At 66.0% G+C, this 24,529-nt stretch carries 25 protein-coding genes; 5 read left to right on the top strand and 20 right to left on the bottom strand.

From position 1 onward, the window contains the following. Window positions 1–4: 4 nt before the first annotated feature. From ACNH6H_RS19990 to ACNH6H_RS19895, 20 genes are all read right to left on the bottom strand, one after another. Window positions 5–853 carry an SPOR domain-containing protein gene (locus tag ACNH6H_RS19990; RefSeq protein WP_418320060.1) on the bottom strand — a complete coding sequence of 283 codons (849 nt, stop codon included), beginning with the start codon at window positions 851–853 and terminating at the stop codon, window positions 5–7. Window positions 854–955: 102 nt separating this feature from the next. Beyond that, window positions 956–2,281, bottom strand: a complete 1,326-nt coding sequence (gene folC, locus ACNH6H_RS19985) for a bifunctional tetrahydrofolate synthase/dihydrofolate synthase (protein ID WP_418320059.1) — start codon at window positions 2,279–2,281, stop codon at window positions 956–958. A 42-nt stretch (window positions 2,282–2,323) separates the two neighbouring features. Next, window positions 2,324–3,196, bottom strand: a complete 873-nt coding sequence (gene accD, locus ACNH6H_RS19980; RefSeq protein ID WP_418320058.1) for an acetyl-CoA carboxylase, carboxyltransferase subunit beta — start codon at window positions 3,194–3,196, stop codon at window positions 2,324–2,326. A 19-nt stretch (window positions 3,197–3,215) separates the two neighbouring features. Next, the gene (gene trpA, locus ACNH6H_RS19975) at window positions 3,216–4,022 is read right to left on the bottom strand and encodes a tryptophan synthase subunit alpha (protein ID WP_418320057.1); all 807 of its coding nucleotides are present in this window, start codon (window positions 4,020–4,022) and stop codon (window positions 3,216–3,218) included. Next, window positions 4,019–5,287 carry a tryptophan synthase subunit beta gene (trpB, locus tag ACNH6H_RS19970; protein WP_418320056.1) on the bottom strand — a complete coding sequence of 423 codons (1,269 nt, stop codon included), beginning with the start codon at window positions 5,285–5,287 and terminating at the stop codon, window positions 4,019–4,021. Before trpB ends, trpA begins: the two co-directional genes overlap by 4 nt. Before the next feature lie 15 nt (window positions 5,288–5,302). Next, on the bottom strand, window positions 5,303–5,971 hold the full coding sequence (locus ACNH6H_RS19965) for a phosphoribosylanthranilate isomerase (protein WP_418320055.1): 669 nt from the start codon (window positions 5,969–5,971) through the stop codon (window positions 5,303–5,305). 32 nt (window positions 5,972–6,003) lie between these two features. Next, entirely contained in the window at window positions 6,004–6,807 is an 804-nt protein-coding gene (truA, locus tag ACNH6H_RS19960) for a tRNA pseudouridine(38-40) synthase TruA (protein ID WP_418320054.1), read from the bottom strand. A 13-nt stretch (window positions 6,808–6,820) separates the two neighbouring features. Beyond that, complete coding sequence (locus tag ACNH6H_RS19955) at window positions 6,821–9,481, bottom strand: FimV/HubP family polar landmark protein (RefSeq protein ID WP_418320053.1); 2,661 nt, start codon at window positions 9,479–9,481, stop codon at window positions 6,821–6,823. Window positions 9,482–9,657: 176 nt separating this feature from the next. Continuing rightward, window positions 9,658–10,821 (bottom strand): aspartate-semialdehyde dehydrogenase, encoded by a 1,164-nt coding sequence (gene asd / locus ACNH6H_RS19950; protein WP_418320052.1) that lies wholly within the window; start codon window positions 10,819–10,821, stop codon window positions 9,658–9,660. 57 nt (window positions 10,822–10,878) lie between these two features. Continuing rightward, window positions 10,879–11,961: a 3-isopropylmalate dehydrogenase gene (leuB, locus tag ACNH6H_RS19945; protein WP_418320051.1), complete on the bottom strand. Its 1,083-nt coding sequence runs from the start codon at window positions 11,959–11,961 to the stop codon at window positions 10,879–10,881. Beyond that, window positions 11,958–12,296: a hypothetical protein gene (locus ACNH6H_RS19940; protein WP_418320050.1), complete on the bottom strand. Its 339-nt coding sequence runs from the start codon at window positions 12,294–12,296 to the stop codon at window positions 11,958–11,960. The genes leuB and ACNH6H_RS19940 overlap by 4 nt, the downstream gene beginning before the upstream one ends. A gap of 54 nt (window positions 12,297–12,350) precedes the next feature. Further along, complete coding sequence (gene leuD / locus ACNH6H_RS19935) at window positions 12,351–12,995, bottom strand: 3-isopropylmalate dehydratase small subunit (RefSeq protein WP_418320049.1); 645 nt, start codon at window positions 12,993–12,995, stop codon at window positions 12,351–12,353. 17 nt (window positions 12,996–13,012) lie between these two features. Continuing rightward, window positions 13,013–14,422, bottom strand: a complete 1,410-nt coding sequence (gene leuC / locus ACNH6H_RS19930) for a 3-isopropylmalate dehydratase large subunit (RefSeq protein WP_418320048.1) — start codon at window positions 14,420–14,422, stop codon at window positions 13,013–13,015. Between the two features lie 153 nt (window positions 14,423–14,575). Further along, a complete protein-coding gene (gene gltA / locus ACNH6H_RS19925) occupies window positions 14,576–15,889 on the bottom strand; it encodes a citrate synthase (protein ID WP_418320047.1) in 1,314 nt (437 codons plus the stop codon). A gap of 60 nt (window positions 15,890–15,949) precedes the next feature. Continuing rightward, window positions 15,950–16,204: a succinate dehydrogenase assembly factor 2 gene (locus ACNH6H_RS19920; RefSeq protein WP_418320046.1), complete on the bottom strand. Its 255-nt coding sequence runs from the start codon at window positions 16,202–16,204 to the stop codon at window positions 15,950–15,952. Between the two features lie 33 nt (window positions 16,205–16,237). Then, window positions 16,238–16,942: a succinate dehydrogenase iron-sulfur subunit gene (locus ACNH6H_RS19915; protein ID WP_418320045.1), complete on the bottom strand. Its 705-nt coding sequence runs from the start codon at window positions 16,940–16,942 to the stop codon at window positions 16,238–16,240. A 39-nt stretch (window positions 16,943–16,981) separates the two neighbouring features. Next, entirely contained in the window at window positions 16,982–18,772 is a 1,791-nt protein-coding gene (gene sdhA / locus ACNH6H_RS19910) for a succinate dehydrogenase flavoprotein subunit (protein ID WP_418320044.1), read from the bottom strand. Window positions 18,773–18,777: 5 nt separating this feature from the next. Further along, complete coding sequence (gene sdhD / locus ACNH6H_RS19905) at window positions 18,778–19,140, bottom strand: succinate dehydrogenase, hydrophobic membrane anchor protein (protein ID WP_418320043.1); 363 nt, start codon at window positions 19,138–19,140, stop codon at window positions 18,778–18,780. Window positions 19,141–19,154: 14 nt separating this feature from the next. Beyond that, window positions 19,155–19,580, bottom strand: coding sequence for a succinate dehydrogenase, cytochrome b556 subunit (sdhC, locus tag ACNH6H_RS19900; protein WP_418320042.1), 426 nt, complete (start codon window positions 19,578–19,580; stop codon window positions 19,155–19,157). 92 nt (window positions 19,581–19,672) lie between these two features. Then, a complete protein-coding gene (locus tag ACNH6H_RS19895) occupies window positions 19,673–20,509 on the bottom strand; it encodes a GntR family transcriptional regulator (protein WP_418321416.1) in 837 nt (278 codons plus the stop codon). Window positions 20,510–20,751: 242 nt separating this feature from the next. On the opposite strand from ACNH6H_RS19895, the gene ACNH6H_RS19890 reads away from it, so the two are divergent. From ACNH6H_RS19890 to ACNH6H_RS19870, 5 genes are all read left to right on the top strand, one after another. Further along, window positions 20,752–21,738, top strand: coding sequence for a malate dehydrogenase (locus ACNH6H_RS19890; protein ID WP_418320041.1), 987 nt, complete (start codon window positions 20,752–20,754; stop codon window positions 21,736–21,738). A 64-nt stretch (window positions 21,739–21,802) separates the two neighbouring features. After that, a complete protein-coding gene (locus ACNH6H_RS19885) occupies window positions 21,803–22,831 on the top strand; it encodes an HpcH/HpaI aldolase/citrate lyase family protein (RefSeq protein ID WP_418320040.1) in 1,029 nt (342 codons plus the stop codon). A 325-nt stretch (window positions 22,832–23,156) separates the two neighbouring features. Beyond that, on the top strand, window positions 23,157–23,774 hold the full coding sequence (locus ACNH6H_RS19880) for a hypothetical protein (protein WP_418320039.1): 618 nt from the start codon (window positions 23,157–23,159) through the stop codon (window positions 23,772–23,774). Between the two features lie 86 nt (window positions 23,775–23,860). Beyond that, a complete protein-coding gene (locus tag ACNH6H_RS19875; RefSeq protein ID WP_418320038.1) occupies window positions 23,861–24,106 on the top strand; it encodes an AbrB/MazE/SpoVT family DNA-binding domain-containing protein in 246 nt (81 codons plus the stop codon). Further along, window positions 24,103–24,522, top strand: coding sequence for a type II toxin-antitoxin system VapC family toxin (locus tag ACNH6H_RS19870; protein WP_418320037.1), 420 nt, complete (start codon window positions 24,103–24,105; stop codon window positions 24,520–24,522). The genes ACNH6H_RS19875 and ACNH6H_RS19870 overlap by 4 nt, the downstream gene beginning before the upstream one ends. Window positions 24,523–24,529 lie beyond the last annotated feature (7 nt).

Below are 24,529 nucleotides of genomic sequence, written 5' to 3'. Positions count from 1 at the left end.
GAGGCTACAGCGTCAGGATCGCGGTCGGCAGGCCGGCGGCCTTGATCTTCGCGGCAATCTTCTCCGCTTCATCACGGGTTGCCACCGGACCGACGCGCACGCGGGTGCGCTCGCCTTCGGCAGTCTTCGCGACGTGGGTATAGGTGGTGAGGCCGAGCCGTTCGACCTTCAGCCGCGTCGCCCGCGCCAGCTCCGGGTCGGCAAAGGCGCCGATCTGCACGATGTAGCGCGTCGCATCCGCAGCGACCTTTGGCGTCACCTTGCCTTCGAGCAGCGCGCGCGCGCGGGCCGCTTCGGCGGCCTGAGCGGCGGCCTTTTCATTTGCCTTGTCCTGGGCCCTCTCTGCAGCCTTGTCGGCCGCAGCCTTGTCGGCGGCGGCCTTCTCGGTGGCCCTCGCGGTCGCGGCAGCGGCGCCAGCTTCGGCAGATGGCCGCTCGGCAACAGGCGCTTTCTCGGCTGGCTGCGGCTTCTCGGCCGGCGCGGCTTTGTCGGCACTGACAACCGGCTTGCCGGCGTCGGCAGCCGATTCGGTGATGATCGACTCCGATCGGCCTGCCGGGGCAGCGGTGCCGAGCGACGGCGGCGTCGGCTCGGCGTCGCGGGCACCGGGCAATGTCAGCGGCGCGGCCGCATCACGCGCCGGAATCTCGATCGGCACATCGACCGGGATCGGCCGCGGCTCGGTCTCGAACAGCAGCGGAAAACCGACGATGCCGATGCCGACCAGCACCACCGCGCCGAGCAGCCGCTGCCGGGCACGGGTGCGTGCGCGGGCGACGCTGTCGCCGGCATCGCCATCGGCCGCGTTGTCGCTGGCCGGTTTTGAACGGGAGAACAATGACAACAGGCCCATGCGGTGCCGATTCCAGGTGGGTTCGAGATCGCCGACGGCGTTCCAACGGGGCGTCGGCGAGACAGCTGCCAAACGCCGCTCGCCCGGCAAGCGGGCGAGCTTTCAGCCGACGTGTTTGGCCGCCAATCTGGGCATGCCATTGCGCAGAATGCCCCCCAGTGTCAGGAAGGATCCGAGCACGACGATTCTATCAGCCGGGTCGGCGACGGCGATCGCCGCATCGACCGCCTGCTGCGGGTCGGCGTGGCAGAAAACACCGACCGGACCGGGCCCGCGCAGTGCCAGGCTGCCGTGCAGCGCGGCCAGTGCCTGCGCACTCGACGCGCGTGCGCTCGGCAGGTCGGTGAAGAACCAGTTGTCGACCAGCGGGGCGAGCTGCGTCAGCATCGCCGCGATGTCCTTGTCGCCCATCACGCCGAACACGACATGGGTGCGCGGGAAAAATCCCATCCGGTCGAGGTTGTGCGTCAGCGTCGCGACTGCGTGCGGGTTGTGCGCAACATCGAGCACCAGCGTCGGCTGGCCCGGAATCACCTGGAAGCGGCCCGGCAGTTCGACCAGCGCCAGGCCGTTGCGCACCGCCTGCGCGGTGATCGGCAGCCGCTCGCGCAGCGCTTCGAACGCCGCCAGCGCGCCGGCCGCATTGAGCAACTGGTTGGCGCCGCGCAGCGCCGGATAGGCAAGCCCATTGAACCGCTGCTGCCGGCCGCTCCATGCCCACTGCTGTTGATCGCCGCTGGTCGCAAAGTCGCGGCCGACCAGCCACAGGTCGGCACCAATCGACTGCGCATGGTCGAGCACCGACTGCGGCGGCACCGGGTCGCTGACGATCGCCGGCCGGCCCGGCCGCATCAGGTGCGCCTTCTCGAAACCGATCGCTTCGCGATCAGGGCCGAGAAACTCCATGTGATCGAGCGCGATGCTGGTGATCACCGCGCAATCGGCATCGAATGCATTGACCGCATCGAAGCGTGCGCCGAGGCCGACTTCGAGCACGACCAGATCGAGTTCGGCCTGGGCCAGCAGGCGTGCGATCGCCAGCGTCGTGAACTCGAAACGCGTCAACGTGATCTCGCCGCGCGCCGCCTCGACGGCCTCCATGTGCGGCAGCAGATCATCGGCGGCCACCGGACGGCCGCCGATCCGGCAGCGCTCCTCGAAGTGGACCAGTTCGGGCTTCTGGTAGACGCCGACCCGGTAGCCGGCCTGCAAGGCAATCGACTCGAGCATCGCGCAGGTCGAGCCCTTGCCGTTGGTGCCGGCCACCGAAATCACCGGCACGGTGAATGTGATGCCGAGCCGCTGGCGGACTTCGATCGTCCGTTCCAGCGACAAGTCCATCGAGATGACATGCAGCGCATCGCAATGGGCCAGCCACTGCTCCAGCGTCTGCGGGCGCGCCGCGCCGGGTTGTGTTGACGGATTCATCATGACTGCGCCTCGGCGCAGCGGTTCAGCGAAGGTTCTCGATCAGGCGACGGCGTCGGCGCTCAACCGCTGCAGCATCGCGATCTGGCGGGCAATCGTCGTGCGCAGATCGCGGCGGTCGACGATCATGTCGATGGCACCGGTTCCGAGCAGGAATTCGGCGCGCTGGAAGCCTTCCGGCAGTTTTTCGCGGACGGTATTTTCGATCACCCGCGGCCCGGCAAAACCGATCAGCGCCTTCGGTTCGGCGATCACGACATCGCCGACAAACGCAAAGCTTGCCGATACGCCACCCATCGTCGGATCGGTCAACACGCTGATATACGGCAGCCGGGCCTTCGCAAGCCGGGTCAAGGCCGCATTGGTCTTGGCCATCTGCATCAGGCTCAGCAGCCCTTCCTGCATCCGGGCGCCACCGGTGGCGGTAAAGCAGATGAACGGCGTCTTCTGCTCGACGGCGGTTTCGACGCCACGCACGAAGCGTTCACCAACCACCGAGCCCATCGAGCCGCCCATGAAATCGAACTCGAAACAGGCAGCGACGACGGCAATGCTGTGCAATGCGCCGCCGAATACGACCAGCGCGTCGGTTTCGCCGGTCGTCTCGAGCGCGCCCTTCAGCCGCTCCGGATATTTCTTGCTGTCGCGGAATTTCAGTGCATCGACCGGCAGCACCTCGTGGCCGATTTCGAAGCGGCCCTCGCCGTCGAGAAAGACGTCGAGCCGCGCGCGCGCACCGATGCGGTGATGGTGGGCGCATTTCGGGCAGACATTGAGGTTTTTCTCGAGGTCGCTCTTGTAGAGGACGGTCTCGCACGACGGGCACTTGATCCACAACCCTTCGGGCACCGTGCGGCGCTCGCTCGGGTCGGTCTGCTGCATCTTCGGCGGCAGCAATTTTTCGAGCCAGCTCATCGATCTGTCCTTTCGTTCGTCAAGACGCGGTGGCGTCGAGCGCGCGGCGGATGCCGGCAATGAATTCACCGGCAGCTTTTGCAACCTGGTCACGCGGTTCACCGGCGAGTTTCTGCACCAGCGCCGATCCGATCACGACCGCATCGGAGACGTCGGCGACGGCCCGCGCAGTTGCCGCATCGCGGATGCCGAAGCCGACGCCGACCGGCACGTCGACAAACGACTTGATCCGCGGAACCATCTCGGCAACCGCGGCGGTATCGAGGTGGCCGGCACCGGTGACGCCCTTCAGCGAGACATAGTAGACATAACCGCTGGCGATGCGTGCGACCATCCGCATCCGCGTGTCGCTCGATGTCGGCGCGAGCAGGAAGATCAGGTCCAGTCCGCGCTCGCGCAGATCGCGCGCGAACTCTTCGCACTCCTCGGGCGGGTAGTCGACGACCAGCACGCCGTCGACGCCGGCCTCGGCCGCGTCGCCGATGAAGCGGCCGATGCCGTAGCGCTCGACCGGATTCGCATAGCCCATCAGCACGACCGGCGTGTGGTCGTTGTGGCGGCGGAATTCGCGCACCATCGCCAGCACCTTGCTCATGCCGATGCCGCGCTTCAATGCGCGTTCGCCGGCCTGCTGGATCACCGGGCCATCGGCCATCGGGTCGGAAAACGGCACACCGAGCTCGATTACGTCGGCGCCGGCATCGGCCATCGCGACCATGATGTCCGGCGTTGCATCGGCAAACGGGTCACCGGCGGTGACAAACGGGATCAGCGCCTTGCGGCCAGCCGCCTGCAGCGCAGTAAAGGTGGCGGCAATCCGGCTCATCGCTGACCGCCCTGTGCAGAGGCTGCCGGCATCTTGATGCCTTGCGCCTGGCACGAAGGCCGGCAGAAGAACTGCGCGCCCGACAGGTCGGCAACGGTGCCGATGTCCTTGTCGCCACGACCGGACAGGTTGACCAGCAGATGCTGGTCGCTGCGCATCGTCGGCGCGACCTTCATCGCATAGGCCACCGCATGCGCGGACTCGAGCGCCGGGATGATGCCTTCGGTGCGGCACAGGTGATGGAAGGCCTGCAGCGCTTCGTCGTCGGTGATGCCGACATATTCGGCGCGGCCGATATCCTTCAGCCAAGCATGCTCGGGGCCGACGCCCGGATAGTCGAGTCCGGCCGAAACCGAATGCGTCTCGGTGATCTGGCCGTCGTCGTCCTGCAGCAAATAGGTGCGGTTGCCATGCAGCACGCCCGGCGTGCCGCGCTGCAGCGACGCCGCATGGTGGCCGCTGTCGAGGCCGTGGCCGGCCGCCTCGATGCCGACCAGCCGCGTCTCGGCCTGGTCGATGTACGGGTAGAAGATGCCCATCGCATTGCTGCCGCCGCCGACGCAGGCGATCACCATGTCCGGCTGGCGGCCGATCATCTCGGGCATCTGGACCAGGCATTCGTCGCCGATCACGCGCTGGAAATCGCGCACCATCGCCGGATAGGGATGCGGGCCGGCGACCGTGCCGATGATGTAGAAGGTGTTCTCGACGTTGGTGACCCAGTCGCGCAGCGCCTCGTTCAACGCGTCCTTCAGCGTCTTGCTGCCCGACTCGACCGGCACCACCCGTGCGCCGAGCAGGTTCATCCGGTAGACATTCGGCGACTGCCGCTTGACGTCTTCGCTGCCCATATACACGACGCATTCCATGCCGTAGCGGGCGGCGATCGTCGCGGTCGCCACACCGTGCTGGCCGGCGCCGGTCTCGGCGATCACCCGCGGCTTGCCCATCCGGCGCGCCAGCATCGCCTGGCCGATCGTATTGTTGACCTTGTGTGCACCGGTGTGGTTCAGGTCCTCGCGCTTCAGGTAAATCTGTGCGCCACCGAGTTCACGGCTCAGCCGCGCGGCGTGGTAGATCGGGCTCGGACGGCCGACGAAGTGCGCCAATTCGGAGCGGAATTCGGCCATGAACGCCGGGTCGGCCTGCGCCTCGGCATAGGCGGCCTTCAATTCGTCGAGCGCATGGACAAGGGTCTCGGCGACAAAACTGCCGCCATAAGGGCCGAAATGGCCCAGTTCGTCAGGTTGCTGGTACTTCAACATCGGTAAACCTTCAGGTCATACGGCAGCGGGACTGCCTTCCAGGCGGCGCTGGTCCGCCTCGCGCACTGCATTGCAGAACCGGACCATCTCGGCGGCATCCTTGATGCCTTTTGCTGCCTCGACGCCGGTGCTGACATCAACGGCCCACGGCCGCACCTGAAGAATGCCGTCGCCCACATTTCCGGCATGCAACCCACCAGACAAAACGACCGGACAGGGCAGATCTGCGGGAACAAGCGACCAATCGAAGACCTTTCCACCACCGCCATAACCCACGACATGGGTATCGAGCAGCAGCGCCTGGGCATCAGCAAAAGAAGCTGCGAAGTCTAACAAATCCAGCCCCGGCGCCATCCGTGCCGCCCGCAGGTAGGGCCGACCGGCGTGCCGGCAATCGGCGGGCGTCTCGTCGCCATGGAATTGCAGCAGCAGGTTCGGGATCGCGTCGACGACAGCACCGACTTCGGCACTGCTCGCATTGACGAACAGCCCGACCGGCGTGACGAACGGCGGCAGTCGGCGCGCCAGCCGCACGGCACGATCGATGTCGACATGGCGCGGGCTCGGCGGGTAGAAGACCAGGCCGATCGCATCGGCGCCGGCGGCCACTGCGGCATCGACGTCGGCTTCGCGGGTCAGGCCGCAGATCTTGATTCGGGTTCGGGTACGGGGTTGGCTGTTCATTCGGTGCGCGTCTCGCTGCGGCGGCCCGGCGGTCAGCGATGCGGCCCGCCTGGCAGCCCGTCCATCGCGGCGGTGTGAGCCGGCAGCTGCAGCTCGGCATCGTAATGCGGACCGACAAAATAGAGGCCGTCGGGGGTAAATGTCGGCGCGGCAAGCGAGCGATCCTTGCCCGCCAGCACCTCGCCGACCCAGCCGGGCGCCCGCGTGCCGCCCCCAACGGCGACCAGGCAGCCCATCAGGTTGCGCACCATGTGGTGCAGGAAGGCGCTGGCCTCGAAATCGAAGCGCCAGTAGCTGCCATGCCGGCTGATGGCGATCTCGCGCAGTTGCTTGACCGGCGACAGCGCCTGGCATTCGGACGAACGGAAGGCGCTGAAATCATGTTCGCCGATCAACAGCGCCGCGGCCTGCCGCATCGCATCGCCGTCGAGCGGCTGGAAGACCCAGCCGACGCGGCCGGCTTCGAGCGATGGCCGGACCGGGCTTTCGAGCAGCAGATAGACATAGCGGCGGCCGCGCGCGGCATATCGAGCATGGAAGTCGGGCGGCACGCGCCGGCACCACTGGATCGCGATGTCGCGCGGCAGATAGCGGTTGCAGCCGCGGACCCATGAAAATTCGCGCCTGTCCAGCTCGGTATCGAGGTGGACGACCTGATTCAGCGCATGCACGCCGGTATCGGTGCGGCCGGCGCAGATCGTGCGCGGCGGCGACGGCACCGCAGCAAACTGGCGCAACGCCGATTCGAGCGCGTCCTGCACGGTGGCGACGCCCGGCTGGCTTTGCCAGCCGTGGTAGGCGCCGCCGAGGTAGCTGACGCCGAGCGCGAGTCTCACCGCCCGGTGTTTTTCACGACAGGTTGGCGAGCATCGCCTGCGCCTTCGCCTTCAGCGTGCCATCGGCACCGTCGATGACTTCCTGCAGCAGTTCGCGCGCACCGTCGACGTCGCCGATCTGGCGGAATTCGTCGGCCAGCTCGAGCTTGCGGGCCAGCGGATCGCCTTCGTCGAGACCGGAGTCGGGATCGAAATCCGACGGCTCGCCGCTGTCCTTGGCGGCGCCGTCATCGATCGGCGGCAACATGCTCGGGCCGGTCGACAGACTGGACGGCTCGGGCAGTTCGAGGTCGAGCGAGAAGTCCGACAGCGAGAACGGATCGGACTCCTTCTTGACCGGCTTGTCGGCGCCGGGCGCCGGAGCTGGCGCAGCGACCGTCGCATCGTCGTCGGGACCGCCCGGTGCATCACTGCCCCCCTGGCCAGTGCCGAAACTCGACGTCGTGAAGCTGAACATGTCGTCGGCCTTCGGCGGCGCCTGGCCGGCATCGGACGACGGCGTCGTGTCACCAGGCGTCGGCGACAGCTCGACCGGTCTGGTTGCGTCAGCACCGGCGTCGCCGCTCAGGTCGAGGTCGAGTTCGAAATCGATCTTGCTGTCCGGCTCCCGCTGGCCGGGCAGCACCGACAGCGGCATCGTCGCGACGTCGAGCCCGCTCGGTGGCGACGGCTCGTCATCGGCCGCACCCTGGCCGCTGACCGGACCGGCATCGGAATACAGCGGGTTGTCCGGATCGAGCTGGCGCCCGAGCTGGCGTGCATGCTCCCAATCGGCGCCAACACCCTCGGTCAGGGCAAACAATTCGAGCGCAAGCGCCTCGTAGCCCTTGGTATCGCGGCGTTTCGCATAGACCTCGAGCAGTTTGCTGCGGATCGCCATGCGCTCGGGGTTGGTGCGCATCGCCTCCTTCAGGATCTCCTCGGCCTGCATGTCGCGGCCATAGGCCATGTAGACATCGGCCTCGGCGACCGGATCGACGTCGCCGATCGCATCGAGCTGGCTCAGCGAATACGCCATCATCGATGAGCCGGTGCCAGTCGCCGGAACCTCGCTGGTATCGACGCGTTCGCCGCCGCTGGTATTGAAGAACGAATCCGGTTTCAGCCGGCTTTCGAGGAAGGATGTCTCCGGCACCGCTTCGCGGCGCCGCTTGACGAGGCGGAAGATGCCGAAGCCGGCCAACAGCGCGACCAGCAGCCCGGCCAGGCCGACGACCGGCAGGTTGTCGTCGAGCAGCGAATCCATCGGCGTCGGGTCGGCAGCAGCGGGCTGCGGTGGCGCCACCGGCGGCGCAGCCGCGACGGTGACCGCCGGCATCGACGCGCTGTCGGCCGGCGCAGCGGGCTCGCTGGCTGCGTCAACCGGCGCCGAGGCCGCGCCGTCGGACAAGGCCACCGTCGGCGCCGTGTCGGCCGGGGCCTGGCCAGCGCCAGCGGCACCCGCGGCCGCCGGCTGCGAGGCCGCTTCGCTCGACAGACGGGCCAGGTCCTGCACATTCTTCGACAACTCGGCGACCCGCGCCGCCGCCTGCTCGCGCTCGCGCTGTGCGGCCTGCTGCACCGCGGCATCGACCGGCGCCGAAGCGGCCTGCGGCTTGCTCAACGTCAGGATGTCGGGGGAAGCGGATTTCGGCTTTTCGCGCACCTGCACATCGGCGTCGATGCGCCCGCTCGCGCTGCGCGTCGCTTCCGGGGTCTGACGCGGCGCCTCGGCAAGCTGGCTGCGGTAGGCGTCGAAATCGACGCTCTGCGCCTTGATCACCTGGCGCGCCTCGCTGTCGGTGATCGAATCGATCGTCGACTGCTTGGCCGGACTCAGCACCACACCCTGACGCAGCTTGTGGATATTGCCGTCGACGAAGGCATCCGGATTGTCGCGGTACATCGCCAGCACCAGCCGGTCGAGCGAGATGCCGCCCGGCCGGACGCCGCGCTGCGCAACCTCGGACAAGGTATCGCCGGTACGGACGCGGTAGGGATCGTCGATCAGCGGCGGCGCCGGCGGCGCGCCAGGCGGCGGCGGGCCACGCCGCGGCGCGGGCGCCGGTGGCGACTCGGCCTTGGCCGGTGCCGGTGACGGCGCAGCCCGGACCGGCGCTTCGGCGACACGCGGCGCCGGTGTGCTTTGCGGCGCAGCGGGCGGGGCCGCCGGGGCCGGCGGTGCGACCGCGATCGGCGGCCCTGACGTCGACGGTGCAGCCAGCCCCGACGGTCCGGTATACGGCGTCAGCGTCGCCGAGCGCGGCGGGCGCGGCATGCCAGGTGGGTCGAGCAGCAGCGTGTAGGTGCGGACCAGCTGTCCGCCGGCCCAGGTCAAATCGAGAACGACATCGACGAACGGCTCCTGGATCGGGCGGTCGGTCGTCACCAGCAAGGACGCGCGGCGGTTCGCGATGCGTTGCAGCACGACCCGCGCATTGCCGAGGTTGGCGTTGTAGGTGGCGCCGGCCTGGCGGTATTGATCGGCCGACGCGATGCTCGCGCGCAGGCTTGCGGCCTCAGCGGCGGTGAGATTCTCGAATTCGATCTCGGCGCGCATTCTTTCGCCGAGCGAGGATTGCACCACCGCCTTGCCGAGCGTCAGTGCCTGCGCGCCCGCAGCGCCGAGCAGCAATGCTGCGGCGATGCTGGCGGCCAATACGGTGTGCCGGTGGTCTGGCCGATCTGTTTTCAAGCTGTCTCCTCATTCCCACCGGACATGGCTGGCGCGCACCGATGCATCTGCGCGCGCAGCAAAACCCACATTAAACAAGCTGAGCCAAGGCTCGAGCTTTTGCCGACGCCGCTGACCGCTGTCGATACCGCCTTTTGTTGCCACGACCCAACAGCCGCAGCGCCGCCAGCATGCGGTCAAGCGTCGATCAGGATCCGCATCATCCGGCGCAGCGGTTCAGCAGCACCCCACAGCAACTGGTCGCCGATCGTGAAGGCACCAAGATATTCGGGGCCCATCGCCATCTTGCGCAGCCTGCCGACCGGAATCGTCAGGGTGCCGGTGACGCTGACCGGCGTCAGTTCGCGGACGGTCGCCTCGCGGGTATTCGGCACCAGCTTCACCCACGCGTTGTCAGCCGCGATCATCGCTTCGATATCGGCCATCGGCACATTCTTCTTGAGCTTGAACATCAGCGCCTGGCTGTGGCAACGCATTGCGCCGATGCGCACGCAGAAACCATCGACCGGCACTGCCGGCTTGTCGAAGCCCTCGCCCTGGCCGAGGATCTTGTTGGTTTCCGCCCCGCCCTTCCACTCTTCCTTCGAGACGCCCCACGACGCGTTGTCGTGTGAGCCGGCGCCGCCGCCGAGGTCCTTGTCGATCCACGGGATCAGCGAGCCGCCGAGCGGAACGCCGAAATGGGCCGTTTCCGCCTCACCCAGGCCCCGCTGGGTTTCGGCGATGCGGCGGTCGATCTCGAGGATCGCGCTTTTCGGGTCGGCCAGCAGTTCCTTCACCGAGCCATGCAGCGTGCCGTATTGCGTCAGCAGTTCGCGCATGTGCTGGGCGCCGCCGCCGGAAGCCGCCTGGTAGGTCTGGGTGCTCATCCACTCGACCAGGCCGGCCTTGTACAACGCGCCGACGCCCATCAGCATGCAGCTGACGGTGCAGTTGCCGCCGATCCAGTCACGCCCGCCGGCGGCCAGCGCATTCTTGATCACCGGCAGGTTGACCGGGTCGAGCACGATCACCGAGTCGGACTTCATCCGCAGCGTCGATGCCGCATCGATCCAGTGCCCGGACCAGCCGGCTGCACGCAGCTTCGGATAGACGTCGCTGGTGTAGTCGCCGCCCTGAGCGGTGATGATGATTTCGCAGCGCTTCAGCGCCGCGATGTCATAGGCATCCTGCAAGCGGGTCTCGTTTTTCGCCATCTCCGGCGCTTTCGAACCCGCTGCACTGGTGCTGAAGAACAGCGGCTCGATCAGATCGAAGTCGCCCTCCTGCTGCATCCGGTCCATCAATACCGAACCGACCATCCCACGCCAACCCACCAGGCCGACCAATCTGCTTGCCATGATCACTCTCGTCCAGAAAAAAACGTCATCCGTCAGCAAGAACCGAGGCGGGTCGCCTCAGCCTTGCGCCTTCAATGCCGCCACGACCGCATCGCCCATCTCGGCGGTGCCGACCTTGCGGGTACCTTCGCTGTGGATATCGGCAGTCCGCAGGCCCTGCGCCAGCACCGACTTGACCGCCGCCTCGATGCGCTGCGCTGCGGCCTCCTGATCGAGGCTGAAACGAAGCATCATCGCCGCGCTGAGAATCGTCGCCAGCGGATTGGCAATGCCCTTGCCGGCGATATCCGGCGCCGAGCCGTGGCTGGGTTCGTAAAGCCCCTGCTTGCGATCGTTCAGCGACGCCGACGGCAGCATGCCGATCGAGCCGGTCAGCATCGCCGCCTCGTCGCTGAGGATGTCGCCGAACATGTTGCCGGTCACCACCACGTCGAGCCGCTTCGGCGCCTTGACCAGCTGCATCGCGGCATTGTCGACATACATGTGCTCGAGCTCGACGTCCGGATAGCCGGCATGGACCTCGGTGACGACATCGCGCCAGAACTGGAAGGTCTCGAGCACGTTCGCCTTGTCGACGCTGAGCAGCTTGCCGCGCCGCTTGCGCGCGGCCTGGAAGGCGACGTGGGCGATGCGCTCGATTTCCGGCTTCGTGTAGCGCATCGTGTCGAAGGCCTCGGGCGCGCCGGCGAATGCGCCGTCGGGCGACTCGCGGCGCCCGCGCGGCTGGCCGAAATAGATGTCGCCGGTCAGCTCCCGAATGATCAGGATGTCGAGGCCGGCAACGATTTCCGGCTTCAGCGTCGACGCCGCGGTCAGTTCCTCGTAGCAGATCGCAGGGCGGAAATTGGCGAACAGCTGCAGGTTCTTTCGCAGCCCGAGAATCGCCTGCTCCGGACGCAGCGCACGCTCGAGCTTGTCGAACTGCCAGTCGCCGACCGCGCCGAACAAGATCGCGTCGGCGGATTTCGCAAGATTCAGCGTGCTGTCGGGCAGCGGATGGCCGTGCGCGACATAGGCGGCGCCGCCGACCTCGGCCTGCTCCATCTCGAACGACAGATCGAGGCAGGCGAGCACCTTGCGCGCCTCGGCAATGATTTCGACGCCGATGCCGTCACCGGGAAGAATGGCAATTTTGCTCACGAGAGATTTCCTTCTGTTGCGGAAACGGCGCCGTCGCGTGGCACGACATAAGCCAGCCGGTCGACCAGCGCCTTCTCACACAGCCTGAAAAAGATATAAAAAACCGCGGCGGCATATCCCGACACGACGAGTTCAAGCAACTGCAGCAAACCACCTTCGCGCACCGCATCGATGCCGTGGCGGGCAAGGAACGACAGATTGGCGCCGAGCATCTGCAACAGGTTCAGCGACGCCAGTCCGAAGCAGACAAAACTGATGCCCATCAGCAGCAGGCTCAGCCACCAGTGCCGCGACAGCACCCGGTACAAACGGCTGGGGACAGGCGCGGCGGCCATCTCAGTCCAAAGCGGGCCGGTCGGCGACGCGACCGGCATGACCGACGATGGCCGTCATACCGTATTCGCCAGCCAGGGCTTGCGCAGCAACCGCTCGGCCTCGAAGGCCTTGATCTTGTCGGCATGGCGCAGCGTCAGCGCGATGTCGTCGAAACCATTGATCAGGCAGTATTTTCGGAACGGCTGGATCTCGAACGGCAATTCGCTGCCGTCGGGCTTGACGACGACCTGGCGCTCCAGATCGATCGTCAGCTGGTAGCCGACAAAAGCCGCCGTCTCATCGAACAGCTTGGCGACCGCCGCCTCCTGCAGCGTGATCGGCAGCAGGCCGTTCTTGAAGCAGTTGTTGAAGAAGATGTCGGCAAAACTCGGCGCGATGATCGCGCGGAAGCCGAACTGGTCGAGCGCCCACGGCGCATGTTCACGCGACGAGCCACAACCGAAATTGGCCCGCGCGAGCAGCACCGACGCGCCCTTGTAGCGGGACTGGTTCAGCACGAAATCCGGATTCGGCTTGCGCGATGTGGGATCCTGGCCCGGAAATCCGGGGTCGAGGTAGCGCCACTCGTCGAACAGGTTCTGGCCGAAACCGGTCTTCTTGATCGATTTCAGAAATTGCTTCGGAATGATCGCGTCGGTATCGACATTTTCCCGGTCCAGTGGCGCAACCAGTCCGGTATGGATGCGAAAGGCTTGCATCGTCTGTGCTCCTCGAATCAGGACAGTCTTGCGACGTCGACGAAGTGGCCTTCGATCGCCGCGGCCGCGGCCATCGCCGGGCTGACCAGGTGGGTGCGACCGCCAGCGCCCTGGCGACCCTCGAAATTGCGGTTCGACGTCGACGCGCAGCGCTCGCCCGGCTCGAGCCGGTCGGCATTCATCGCCAGGCACATCGAGCAGCCGGGCTCGCGCCATTCGAAACCGGCGGCCTTGAAGATCGCGTCCAGCCCTTCACACTCGGCCTGCTCCTTGACCAGTCCGGAGCCCGGCACGACCATCGCGAGCCGGATATTCGGCGCCACCTTGCGGCCGAGCCGGCGCACGACGGCGGCGGCCTCGCGCATGTCCTCGATCCGCGAATTGGTGCACGAGCCGATGAAGATCTTGTCGAGCATGATGTCGACGATCGGCTTGTTCGGCTGCAGGTTCATGTATTTGAGCGCCCGCTCGATCGCATCGCGCTTGCCGGCATCCTTTTCGCGGTCCGGATCCGGAACCCGGTCGTCGATGCTGAGCACCATTTCCGGCGAAGTGCCCCAGGTGACCTGCGGGCGGATCTTCGCGGCGTCGATCTCGACGACGGCATCCCAGTGCGCATCGGCATCCGAATAAAGCGTGCGCCAATAGGCGACGGCCTGTTCGAACTCGGCGCCACGCGGCGAAAACGGCCGGTTCTTCACATACGCCAGCGTCGTTTCGTCGACCGCGATCAGGCCGGCACGGGCGCCCGCTTCGATCGCCATGTTGCACACCGTCATCCGGCCTTCCATGCTCAGCGCACGGATCGCGTTGCCGCCGAATTCGATCGTGTAGCCGGTGCCGCCGGCGGTGCCGATCTTGCCGATCACCGCCAGCACGATGTCCTTCGCGCCGCAGCCGGGCTGCAGCCTGCCCTCGACGCGCACCAGCATGTTTTTTGCCTTGCGCGCAAGCAAGGTCTGCGTCGCCAGCACGTGCTCGACCTCGCTGGTGCCGATGCCGTGGGCCAGCGCACCAAATGCACCGTGCGTCGAGGTGTGCGAGTCGCCGCAGACGACGGTCATCCCCGGCAGCGTCGCACCCTGCTCAGGGCCGATCACATGGACGATGCCCTGCCGCTTGTCGTTCATCTTGAACTGCGTGATGCCGAAGCGGTCGCAGTTGGCGTCGAGCGTGTCGACCTGCAGCCGCGAAATCGGGTCGGCAATGCCCTGCGAGCGGTCGGTGGTCGGCACGTTGTGGTCGCTGACGGCCAGATTGGCAGAAATCCGCCAGACCTTGCGCTGCGCCTGATCGAGCCCTTCGAAGGCCTGCGGGCTGGTGACCTCGTGGACAAGGTGGCGGTCGATGTACAGCAGCGACGTGCCATCATCCTCGGTGTGGACGACATGTTCGTCCCAGATCTTGTCGTAAAGGGTGCGGCCCATCGTCAGCCTCTGTTCGATTGTGCGGTTCAGGGAAAACCTCCTATTTTAGGCTTTCCAGTCGAATCGCGTGGCCGCAGGGTGGCTGGCCGGAAAACAAAAACCCCGGCCATTGGCCGGGGTTGGTGTGCAAACGCGACGAACAGCTGTGCCGGATCAGCTGCGGCCGCCGAGCGGCTTCACGTCGCGCCGCGGCGAGCCGCTGTAGAGCTGGCGCGGCCGGCCGATCTTGTACTCCGGGTCGCCGATCATCTCGTTCAGCTGCGCAATCCAGCCAACCGTGCGGGCGAGCGCGAAGATCGCGGTGAACAGGCTGACCGGGATGCCGATCGCGCGCTGCACGATGCCGGAATAGAAATCGACGTTCGGATACAGCTTGCGGGCGACGAAATAGTCGTCTTCCAGCGCAATCTTCTCGAGCGTCATCGCGAGCTTGAACAGCGGATCGTTTTCCAGCCCGAGCGCGCCGAGCACCTCGTGGCAGGTTTCGCGCATCAGCTTGGCCCGCGGGTCGTAGTTCTTGTAGACGCGGTGGCCGAAGCCCATCAGCTTGACGTTCGAGTTCTTGTCCTTCACCTGCTTGATGAAGTCGCCGATCTTCTCGGCGCCACCGTTGCGCTGGATTTCCTCGAGCATGTTCAGCGCCGCCTCGTTGGCCCCGCCGTGCGCCGGGCCCCACAGGCAGGCGACGCCGGCGGCGATCGCGGCGAACGGGTTGGTGCCCGAGCTGCCGCACAGCCGCACCGTCGACGTCGACGCGTTCTGCTCGTGGTCGGCGTGCAGGATGAAGATGCGGTCCATCGCGCGCACCAGCACGTCGTTCGGCTCGTATTCCTCGCACGGCGTGCCGAACATCATCCGCATGAAGTTCGCCGAATACGACAGGTCGTTCTTCGGATAGATGTAGGGCTGGCCGATCGTATATTTATAGGCCATCGACACCAGAGTCGGCATCTTCGCGATCAACCGGATCGCGCTGATCTCGCGGTGCTTCGGATTGTGGACGTCGGTGCTGTCGTGATAGAAGGCCGACATGCCGCCGACCAGGCCGGTCATGATCGCCATCGGGTGCGCATCACGACGGAAGCCGCGCAGGAAAAACTGCATCTGCTCGTTGACCATCGTGTGCACCGAGACCAGACGGTCGAAATCCTTCTGCTGCTGCTGGTTCGGCAATTCCCCGTGCAGCAGCAGATAGCAGACGTCGAGAAAGTCGCAATGCTCGGCAAGCTGCTCGATCGGATAGCCGCGGTACAGCAGCTCGCCCTTGTCGCCGTCGATGTAGGTGATCGAGGAATCACACGAAGCGGTCGACAAAAAGCCCGGGTCGTAGGTGAACTTGCCGGTCTGGCCGTACAGCTTGCGGATATCGACCACATCCGGGCCGATGGTCCCCTTGAGGATCGGCAGCTCCATGCTCGGGCTGCCATCGGAAAACGAAAGGGTGGCTTTGACGTCGGACGGTGTCATGGGCATTCCTGGTTGGCGGTAAAAAAATAGCGGTCGAATCCTGGATCGACAGCGGGCCCGTCAGCGGCCTGCTGCCGGCGCCGGCACGCGCATCTGCTCGAGCACTTCGACCACTTCCGGCGCCAGCAGTTCGCCGGTGGGCTGCTGGCGGCCGAGCAGCAGATCGAGCAGATCGTTGTCCGACAGCGCCATCAGCTGCTGCAGACCGTCGGCCTGCCGGGTCGTCAGCGTCTGCGCGTGCCGGTCGAAGAATCGCTCGATCAGCAGGTCGTTTTCGAGCAGACCGCGCCGGCAGCGCCAGCGCAGCTTGCTCATTGCTCGGTCATCGATCCGGTCTGGCATCGGTCTTCAGACGGCGCGGCGGACCATCATCTCCTTGATCTTGCCGATCGCCTTGGTCGGGTTCAGGTTCTTCGGGCAGACATCGACGCAGTTCATGATCGTGTGGCAGCGGAACAGCCGGTACGGATCCTCGAGATTGTCGAGGCGGGCCTCGGTATCCTGGTCGCGGCTGTCGGCAATGAAGCGGTAGGCCTGCAGCAAGCCGGCCGGTCCGACGAACTTGTCCGGGTTCCACCAGAAACTCGGGCAGCTGGTCGAGCAGCTCGCGCACAGGATGCACTCGTACAGCCCGTTCAGCTCATCGCGCTCTTCCGGTGTCTGCAAGCGCTCCTTCTCGGGCGGCATCGTCTCGTTGACCAGATACGGCTTGATCGAGTTGTATTGCTTGAAGAACTGCGTCATGTCGACGATCAGGTCGCGGATCACCGGCAGGCCGGGCAGCGGCTTCAGCGTCACGACGCCGGGCAGCGTGCGCATGTTGGTCAGGCACGCCAGACCATTCTTGCCGTTGATGTTCATCGCATCGGAGCCGCAGACCCCTTCGCGGCAGGACCGGCGGAAGCTCAGGCTCGGGTCGACCGCCTTCAGCTTGTTCAGGGCATCGAGCAGCATGCGTTCGCTGCCGTCGAGTTCGACCTCGAGCGTCTGCATGCGCGGCTTCGCATCGGCATCGGGGTCGTAGCGGTAGATATTGAAAACGCGTTTGGACATGTGATTCTTTCGGCGTCGGCGGCCGCAGCGCGGCCGGACTTAGAACGTGCGGATTTTCGGCGGAACCGATTCGGCGGTCAGCGGCTGCAGGTTGACCGGCTTGTAGTCGAGCCGGTTGCCTTCGCTGTACCACAAGGTGTGTTTCATCCACTCGACATCGTTGCGGCCGGCCGGAAATTCCGGCGAGTCGGCGTAATCGTTGACGGTGTGGGCGCCGCGGCTTTCGGTACGCGCCGCTGCCGAGACCATCGTCGCCAGCGCCGACTCGATCAGGTTCTCGACTTCGAGCGCCTCGATGCGCGCGGTATTGAAGACCTGCGACTTGTCGGCCAGGTGGATCGCCTTGACCCGCTCGGCGAGCTGCTTGACCTTCTCGACGCCCTCGTTCATCGACGCCTGGGTGCGGAAGACGCCGGCATGGGTCTGCATCGTCCGCCGCAGATCGTTGGCGACATCCTGCGCATATTCGCCGCTGCTGCTGCCGTCGAGCCGGGCCAGTCGCGCCTGGGTGGCGTCGGCGGCATCGGCCGGCAGCGGCTTGTGGGAGCGCTGCTTCAGCTGTTGCTCGACGATGTGGTTGCCGGCCGCGCGGCCAAAAACCAGCAGGTCGAGCAGCGAGTTGGTGCCGAGGCGGTTGGCGCCGTGGACGCTGACGCACGAGCATTCGCCGACCGCATACAGCCCGTTGACGACCGTGTTCGGATTGCCATCCTTCGGCACGACGACCTGGCCGTGGATATTGGTCGGGATGCCGCCCATCTGGTAGTGGATCGTCGGCACGACCGGAATCGGCTCCTTCGTGATGTCGACGTTGGCGAAGTTGTGGCCGATCTCGAACACGCTCGGCAGCCGTTTCATGATCGTCTCGGCGCCGAGGTGGGTCATGTCGAGCTGGATGTAGTCCTTGTCAGGCCCGCAGCCGCGGCCTTCCTTGATCTCCTGGTCCATGCAGCGCGAGACGAAGTCGCGCGGCGCGAGGTCCTTCAGCGTCGGCGCATAACGCTCCATGAAACGCTCGCCGTTGCTGTTGCGCAGAATCGCGCCTTCGCCGCGGCAGCCTTCGGTCAGCAGCACGCCGGCGTTGTGCACGCCGGTCGGGTGGAACTGCCAGAACTCCATGTCCTCGAGCGGAATGCCGGCGCGCGCCGCCATGCCGAGGCCGTCGCCGGTATTGATGAAGGCATTCGTCGATGCGGCAAAGATACGGCCGGCGCCACCGGTTGCCAGCAGCACCGTCTTCGCTTCGAGGATGTGCAGGTCGCCAGTCTCCATCTCCAGCGCGGTGACGCCGACGACATCGCCTTCGGCGTCGCGGATCAGGTCCAGCGCCATCCACTCGACGAAGAAATTGGTGCGTGCCTTGACGTTGCGCTGGTACAGCGTGTGCAGCATCGCGTGTCCGGTGCGGTCGGCAGCGGCGCAGGCGCGCTGCACCGGCTTTTCCCCGTAGTTCGCGGTGTGGCCGCCGAATGGGCGCTGGTAGATCGTACCGTCGGGATTGCGGTCGAACGGCATCCCGAAATGCTCGAGTTCGTAGACCACCTTCGGCGCCTCGCGGCACATGAATTCGATCGCGTCCTGGTCACCGAGCCAGTCGGAGCCCTTGATCGTGTCGTAGAAGTGGAAGTGCCAGTTGTCCTCGCTCATGTTGCCGAGCGAGGCGCCGATGCCGCCTTGTGCGGCGACCGTGTGCGAGCGGGTCGGGAAGACCTTCGACAACACCGCGACATTGAGACCGGCCTCGGCCAGTTGCAGCGACGCGCGCATGCCGGAGCCGCCGGCCCCGACGATGACGACATCGAACTTGCGTTTCGTGATGGTTGAGCCCATTTCGTTTACAGCCTCCACAACACCTGGATTGCCCAACCCGCACAGCCAACCAGCCACGCGATCGTGAATATCTGCAGCGCCAGCCGGATGCCCATCGGCTTCACGTAGTCCATCCAGACATCGCGCATGCCGACCCAGGCGTGGTACAGCAGCGAGACGATGACGACGAAGGTCAGCGCCTTCATCCACTGCGACGAGAAGATTGCCGCCCACTTGTCATAGCCCATTTCGCCAGGCAGCAGCACCTGCACGATCACCAGCAGCGTGAACAAGGCCATCAACGCGGCGGTGACGCGCTGCGACAGCCAGTCGCGCAGCCCGTAATGGGCGCCGACGACGATCCGTTTCGATCCGAAATTCTGTGCCATTGAAGTCGTCGCGTTCAGAAGAAGAGCTTGAAGCCGAGCGCCAGCGTCAGCGCAATGCTGAGCACCAGCGTGACGATTGCACTGCTGCGGCCGAATTCCTTGCCGACCGCATGGGTCATGTCCATCCACAGGTGGCGCACGCCGGCAATCAGGTGGTGCAGGAAGGCCCAGATCAGCGCCAGCGCGACCAGCTTCCAGAAAAAGCCGGGCAGCCCGAGCAGGCCGGCATTGAAGGCGGTGGTGAACCGGTCGTAGGAAATCTCGGAAGTCACGCTGGTGTCGAACATCCAGATGATGAACGGCATCAGCAGAAACATCAGCACGCCGCTGATGCGGTGCAGGATCGACACCACGCCGGCCGGCGGCAGGCGGTAGCGCGCGATCTGCGAGACGTGGATATTGCGGTATACCGGACGTGGTTTCAGAGGTTCTGTTGCCATTTGCGGCCTTCTTGTCAATAAATGTGTCGGCCGGAAGAGTTTATTGCATCGCAGCAAGCCGACCCGCGGCGTGCGGCAAAGACTTCTCCGGATCAGTTCAATTCGTTGCGGTAATGGTGGGCGTCGGTGTGGTAGAGACCGCGGCGCAACTCGACCGGGCGGTCGCCGTAGGTCAGCGACAGCCGCTCGACGCTGAGCAACGGACTGCCCTCTTCCACGCCAAGCATCTGCGCGGCGACCGGATCGGCCGCAACCGCACGGATCTTCTCCTCGGCACGCACCATGTGGACACCGAACTCGGTCTCGAACAGTGCATACATCGGCCCGCGGTAACCACTCAGGCGCTCGGCACTCAGGCCCTTGAACAGTTTGCCCGGCAGCCAGATGTCGTCGAAGATCACCGCCTTGCCGCGAAACGACAGCACCCGCCTGACCTGCACCGCAGCGTCGCCGGATTTCAGGCCGAAAGCCCGCGCGACCTCGGCCGGCGCGCGCAGGCGCCGGCAGTCGATGAAGCGGCGCGCGGCCGGCTCCTCCGAACCATCGTCGGCCGCCAGGCGCAGGAATCGGTACTGCGCCTGCTGCTCGGAATGGGTCGCGACGAAGGTGCCCTTGCCTTGCCTGCGCACCAGCAGGTTTTCGGTCGCCAGCTCGTCGATCGCCTTGCGCACCGTACCCTGGCTGACCTTGAAACGCGCGGCCAGTTCGAGCTCGCTCGGAATCGCGTCGCCCGGCCGCCATTCGCGCTGCTGCAGGCTGCGCGTCATCAGCGCCTTGATCTGCCGGTACAGCGGGCTGAACGATGGGCCGTCGGACGGGGCTGCATCATTGCCACGCAGACCAGGCGGCGATGCAGCATTCCCACCCTCCACTACGGAGGCTGGGCTGGCGGTCGGCGCATTCGGTCGCATGGCGCTATTGCAGCACAGGCCCGTGTTGCCGTCCATCAAAAGGGCGAATTTGATTGGTGTCTTCTATAAGACAGAAGACACTAGAATCAGCCCGACCCCTCCCCCGCGGGCGGCGGCCAGGCGATGTGCAACGCACTACACTTGCAGCCTGGCCAGCCTTGACCGCGAGCAGGGCCGCCGGCCTGCTGCAGGCCGGCCGCGATGCGCTCGCCAAGCCGTGGACCCCGCCTTCCGTACCGCCCCCCCTTTTGGAGAATCCGATGAGCAAAAAACCCGTTCGAGTCGCCGTCACCGGAGCCGCTGGTCAGATCGGCTATGCCCTGCTTTTCCGCATCGCCTCCGGCGAAATGCTCGGCAAGGACCAGCCGGTGATCCTGCAACTGCTCGAGATTCCGGACGAGAAGGCGCAGAACGCGCTGAAGGGCGTGATGATGGAGCTCGAGGACTGCGCCTTCCCGCTGCTCGCCGGCATGGAAGCGCACAGCGATCCGATGACCGCCTTCAAGGACACCGACTATGCGCTGCTGGTCGGCGCGCGTCCGCGCGGCCCGGGCATGGAGCGCAAGGACCTGCTGTCTGCCAATGCGCAGATCTTCACCGCACAGGGCAAGGCGCTGAATGCGGTCGCCTCGCGCAACGTGCGTGTGCTGGTGGTCGGCAATCCGGCCAACACCAATGCCTACATCGCGATGAAGAGCGCGCCGGACCTGCCGCGCAAGAATTTCACCGCGATGCTGCGCCTCGACCACAACCGCGCACTGAGCCAGATCGCCGCGAAGACCGGCAAGCCGGTGTCGAAGATCGAGAAGCTCGCCGTCTGGGGCAACCATTCGCCGACGATGTATGCCGACTACCGTTTCGCGACGATCGACGGCCAGTCGGTGAAGGAGATGATCAACGACCAGCAGTGGAACAAGGACGTCTTCCTGCCCACCGTCGGCAAGCGCGGCGCCGCGATCATCGCCGCCCGCGGCGTATCGTCGGCGGCGTCGGCAGCGAATGCCGCGATCGACCACATGCGCGACTGGGCGCTCGGCACCAACGGCGCCTGGGTGACGATGGGCATTCCGAGCGACGGCCAGTACGACATCCCGAAGGACGTGATGTTCGGCTTCCCGGTCACCTGCGAGAACGGCGAATACACGCTGGTCGAAGGACTCGAGATCGACGCCTTCTCGCGTGAGTGCATCAACAAGACGCTGGCCGAACTGCAGGAAGAGCAGGAAGGCGTCAAGCACCTGCTGTGAGCATGGCCGGCGCTGCGCCCGCGCGTGCCGGCGCAGCGCCGCTTGCCACTGATCGGAGATCGCCATGAGCGGCACCCATCCGCGTGATGCATTGTTCGAGGCCGGCGAGGTTTTCCGGCTGCTGCCGGTCTGCGACCACTATTCCGGCGTCGAGGCGCGGATGCGCAAGAGCCTGGAACTGCAGGGCAAGCTCGGCCCGGTATTCGACGTCACGCTCGACAACGAGGATGGTGCGCCGGTCGGCGGCGAGGTCGACCATGCGCGACTGATTGCCGAACTGATCACTTCGCCGGCCAATCTGCATGGCCGGGTCGGTGCACGGGTGCTGCCGGTCGTTCATCCGCGCTTCGAGTCGGTGGTCGAGACCATCGTCAGCGGCGCCGGCGGCAGCGTCGCCTATCTGATGATTCCGAAGGTACGCGGCCTGGCCGACTTGCAGCGGGCGGTCGATCTGATCGATGCAGCGACCCGCTCGGCCGGCCTGCAGCGCGAGATTCCGCTGCATGCGCTGATCGAGACCCACGGCGCGCTGCACGAGGTCTTCGCGCTGGCCGCCCACCGGCGCATCGAGTCGCTGTCGTTCGGGCTGATGGATTTTGTGTCCGCCCATCGCGGCGCCATCCCGCAGACCGCGATGAGTGTCGATGGCCAGTTCACCCATCCGCTGGTGGTGCGGGCAAAAACCGAGATTGCCGCGGCCTGCCATGCGCACGGCAAGATCCCGTCGCATTGCGTCGTGACCGAGTTCAAGCGCGCATCGGCGCTGCAGGAGGCGGCCACCAAGGCGGCGCGGCAGTTCGGCTATACGCGGATGTGGAGCATCCACCCGTCGCAGATCGAGCCGATCGTCGAGGCGTTCACGCCGAGCGCAGCCGAGGTCGACCAGGCGATCGAGATCATTCGCGCAGCGGAGACTGCCGACTGGGCGCCGATCCGCCACGACGACACGCTGCACGACCGCGCCAGCTACCGCTATTTCTGGCAAGTCATCGAGCGTGCGCATCGCACCTCGTATGCCGGCGGCCTGCAGCTGCCCGAGGAAATCGAGGCCGCCTGGTTCGGCGCGCAGCCGCCGGACACACCAGCTCCCTGAAGCCCACGGGGTCAATCCGGATGGTCGCAGCCTGCGGGCGGGCGACAATGCGATGTTGCGCCGGCGTTGGCGCGTGTCCTCGCAAATACGGAATCGGGAGTAGCGGATGAGAGCTGTCTTGGGGGTGGGTGTCGGCATCCTCGCATTTGCGCTGTCAGGCGCCCCCGCGCTGGCAAACAAGGAAACCTCCAAGGGTAAGAAGGCTGTCAGCGGCAAATCCAGCCCAGCCAAGAAGGCGTCACGCAGCAGCAAAGAGCGCTCCGCGAAGGCCGGCAAGCCAGCGGCGGCACCAGAGCCGGTGTTGCCGCCGTTGTCGGAGTCGCAGATGCGCCTGGCAGAGCTGGTGCAGACCGGCCGCGCGGAGTGCGAATTTCAGCAGTCGATCGTTGTCGAGCCGGACAGCCGCCAGCCTGGCGCATTCCGCGTCAGCTTCCAGCGCAAGACCTACCGGATGGTTCCCGAGGAAACCTCGACCGGCGCGGTCCGGCTCTACGACGCCGACGCTGGCGTCGCGTGGCTGCAGATCCCGATGAAGTCGATGCTGATGAATACCCGCGCCGGCCAGCGCATGGTCGACGCATGCACCAGCCCGACGCAACGGATGGTTCAGGCCGAGGCACAGGCGGCAGAACGGATGCGCCCGGCAGGCCAGCTGGCGACACCGGTGCTGCTGGTCGACCCGGCGACGGCAGCGGCGCAAGCGGCGGCCGCCCCGGGCCAAGCCGCATCCGAACCGATCGCCGCTGGCGCAGCCGGCGGTGATGCGTCGGCCACGCCGGCGCAGGCACCAGCGGTCGCCGTCGATACGGCAAATCCCGCTGCAGTCAGTACCGCGGCAACGCAGCCGGCGGCCGCGCCCGCCAGTCCGGCCGCATCGTCGGCACTGAGCGGGGATGTGGCAGCAGTCCCCGACAAACCCAGCGAAGCGCCGCCGCGCAACTGAAGATCAACGCCCGCACCGGGCAGTGCAGGTAGGTATGCACGGATCGGTATGTATAATCATTGCATACCTTACCCGACGCATACCCCATGGAAGTCATTGTTGCCGAGCGTGGCCAGATCACGCTGCCAAAGTCGGTGCGTGATGCACTGGGTTTGACCAAGGGCAGCACGCTGAAGGTCGAGCTCGACGGCGGGCGCATCATCCTGCGCAAGAACGTCGACGATGCAATCTCGCGGGCACGTGGTCGATTTGCGCTGCCCGATCAGGCCGGCAGCGAGCAACTGGCCCGTGTACTGCGCGCACCGGCCGGCGAAAACGGCAGCGGGTCGTGACGATTGCGGTCGACACCGCCGTGCTGCTTGACCTGCTCGGCAACCGGCCTGGCGCCGATGCGGCGGAAGCCTGCCTGCGGATTGCGCTCGGCAAGGGCCCGGTCGTCGTCTGCCCGGTGGTGCTGGCCGAACTGAGCGCGCTGCTCGGCGAAGGTGCGACGGTCGTCGACGTGCTCGACGACATGGGCATCCGCTTCGATGCCCTCGACCAGCGTTCGGCGGTGCGGGCCGGCGAGATGCAGCGCAAATTCCGCCAGCGTGCCGCCGCCGACGCCGCGATCACCCACCGCGGCATCAGCGATTTCCTGATCGGGGCACACGCCATGCTTCAGTGCGATGGCCTGATCAGCCGCGACGCCGTTTTTTTCCGCGACTACTTCAAGGGGCTCAAGGTGATCGAGCCCACAACCAACTGACCCGTCA

The organism is Pseudideonella sakaiensis (assembly GCF_048320135.1).
In the GTDB taxonomy this organism is placed as follows: domain Bacteria; phylum Pseudomonadota; class Gammaproteobacteria; order Burkholderiales; family Burkholderiaceae_C; genus Ideonella_A; species Ideonella_A sakaiensis_A.
The sequence above is the reverse complement of the archived record's forward strand: the minus strand, read 5'-3'. Positions and strand labels throughout refer to the sequence as shown.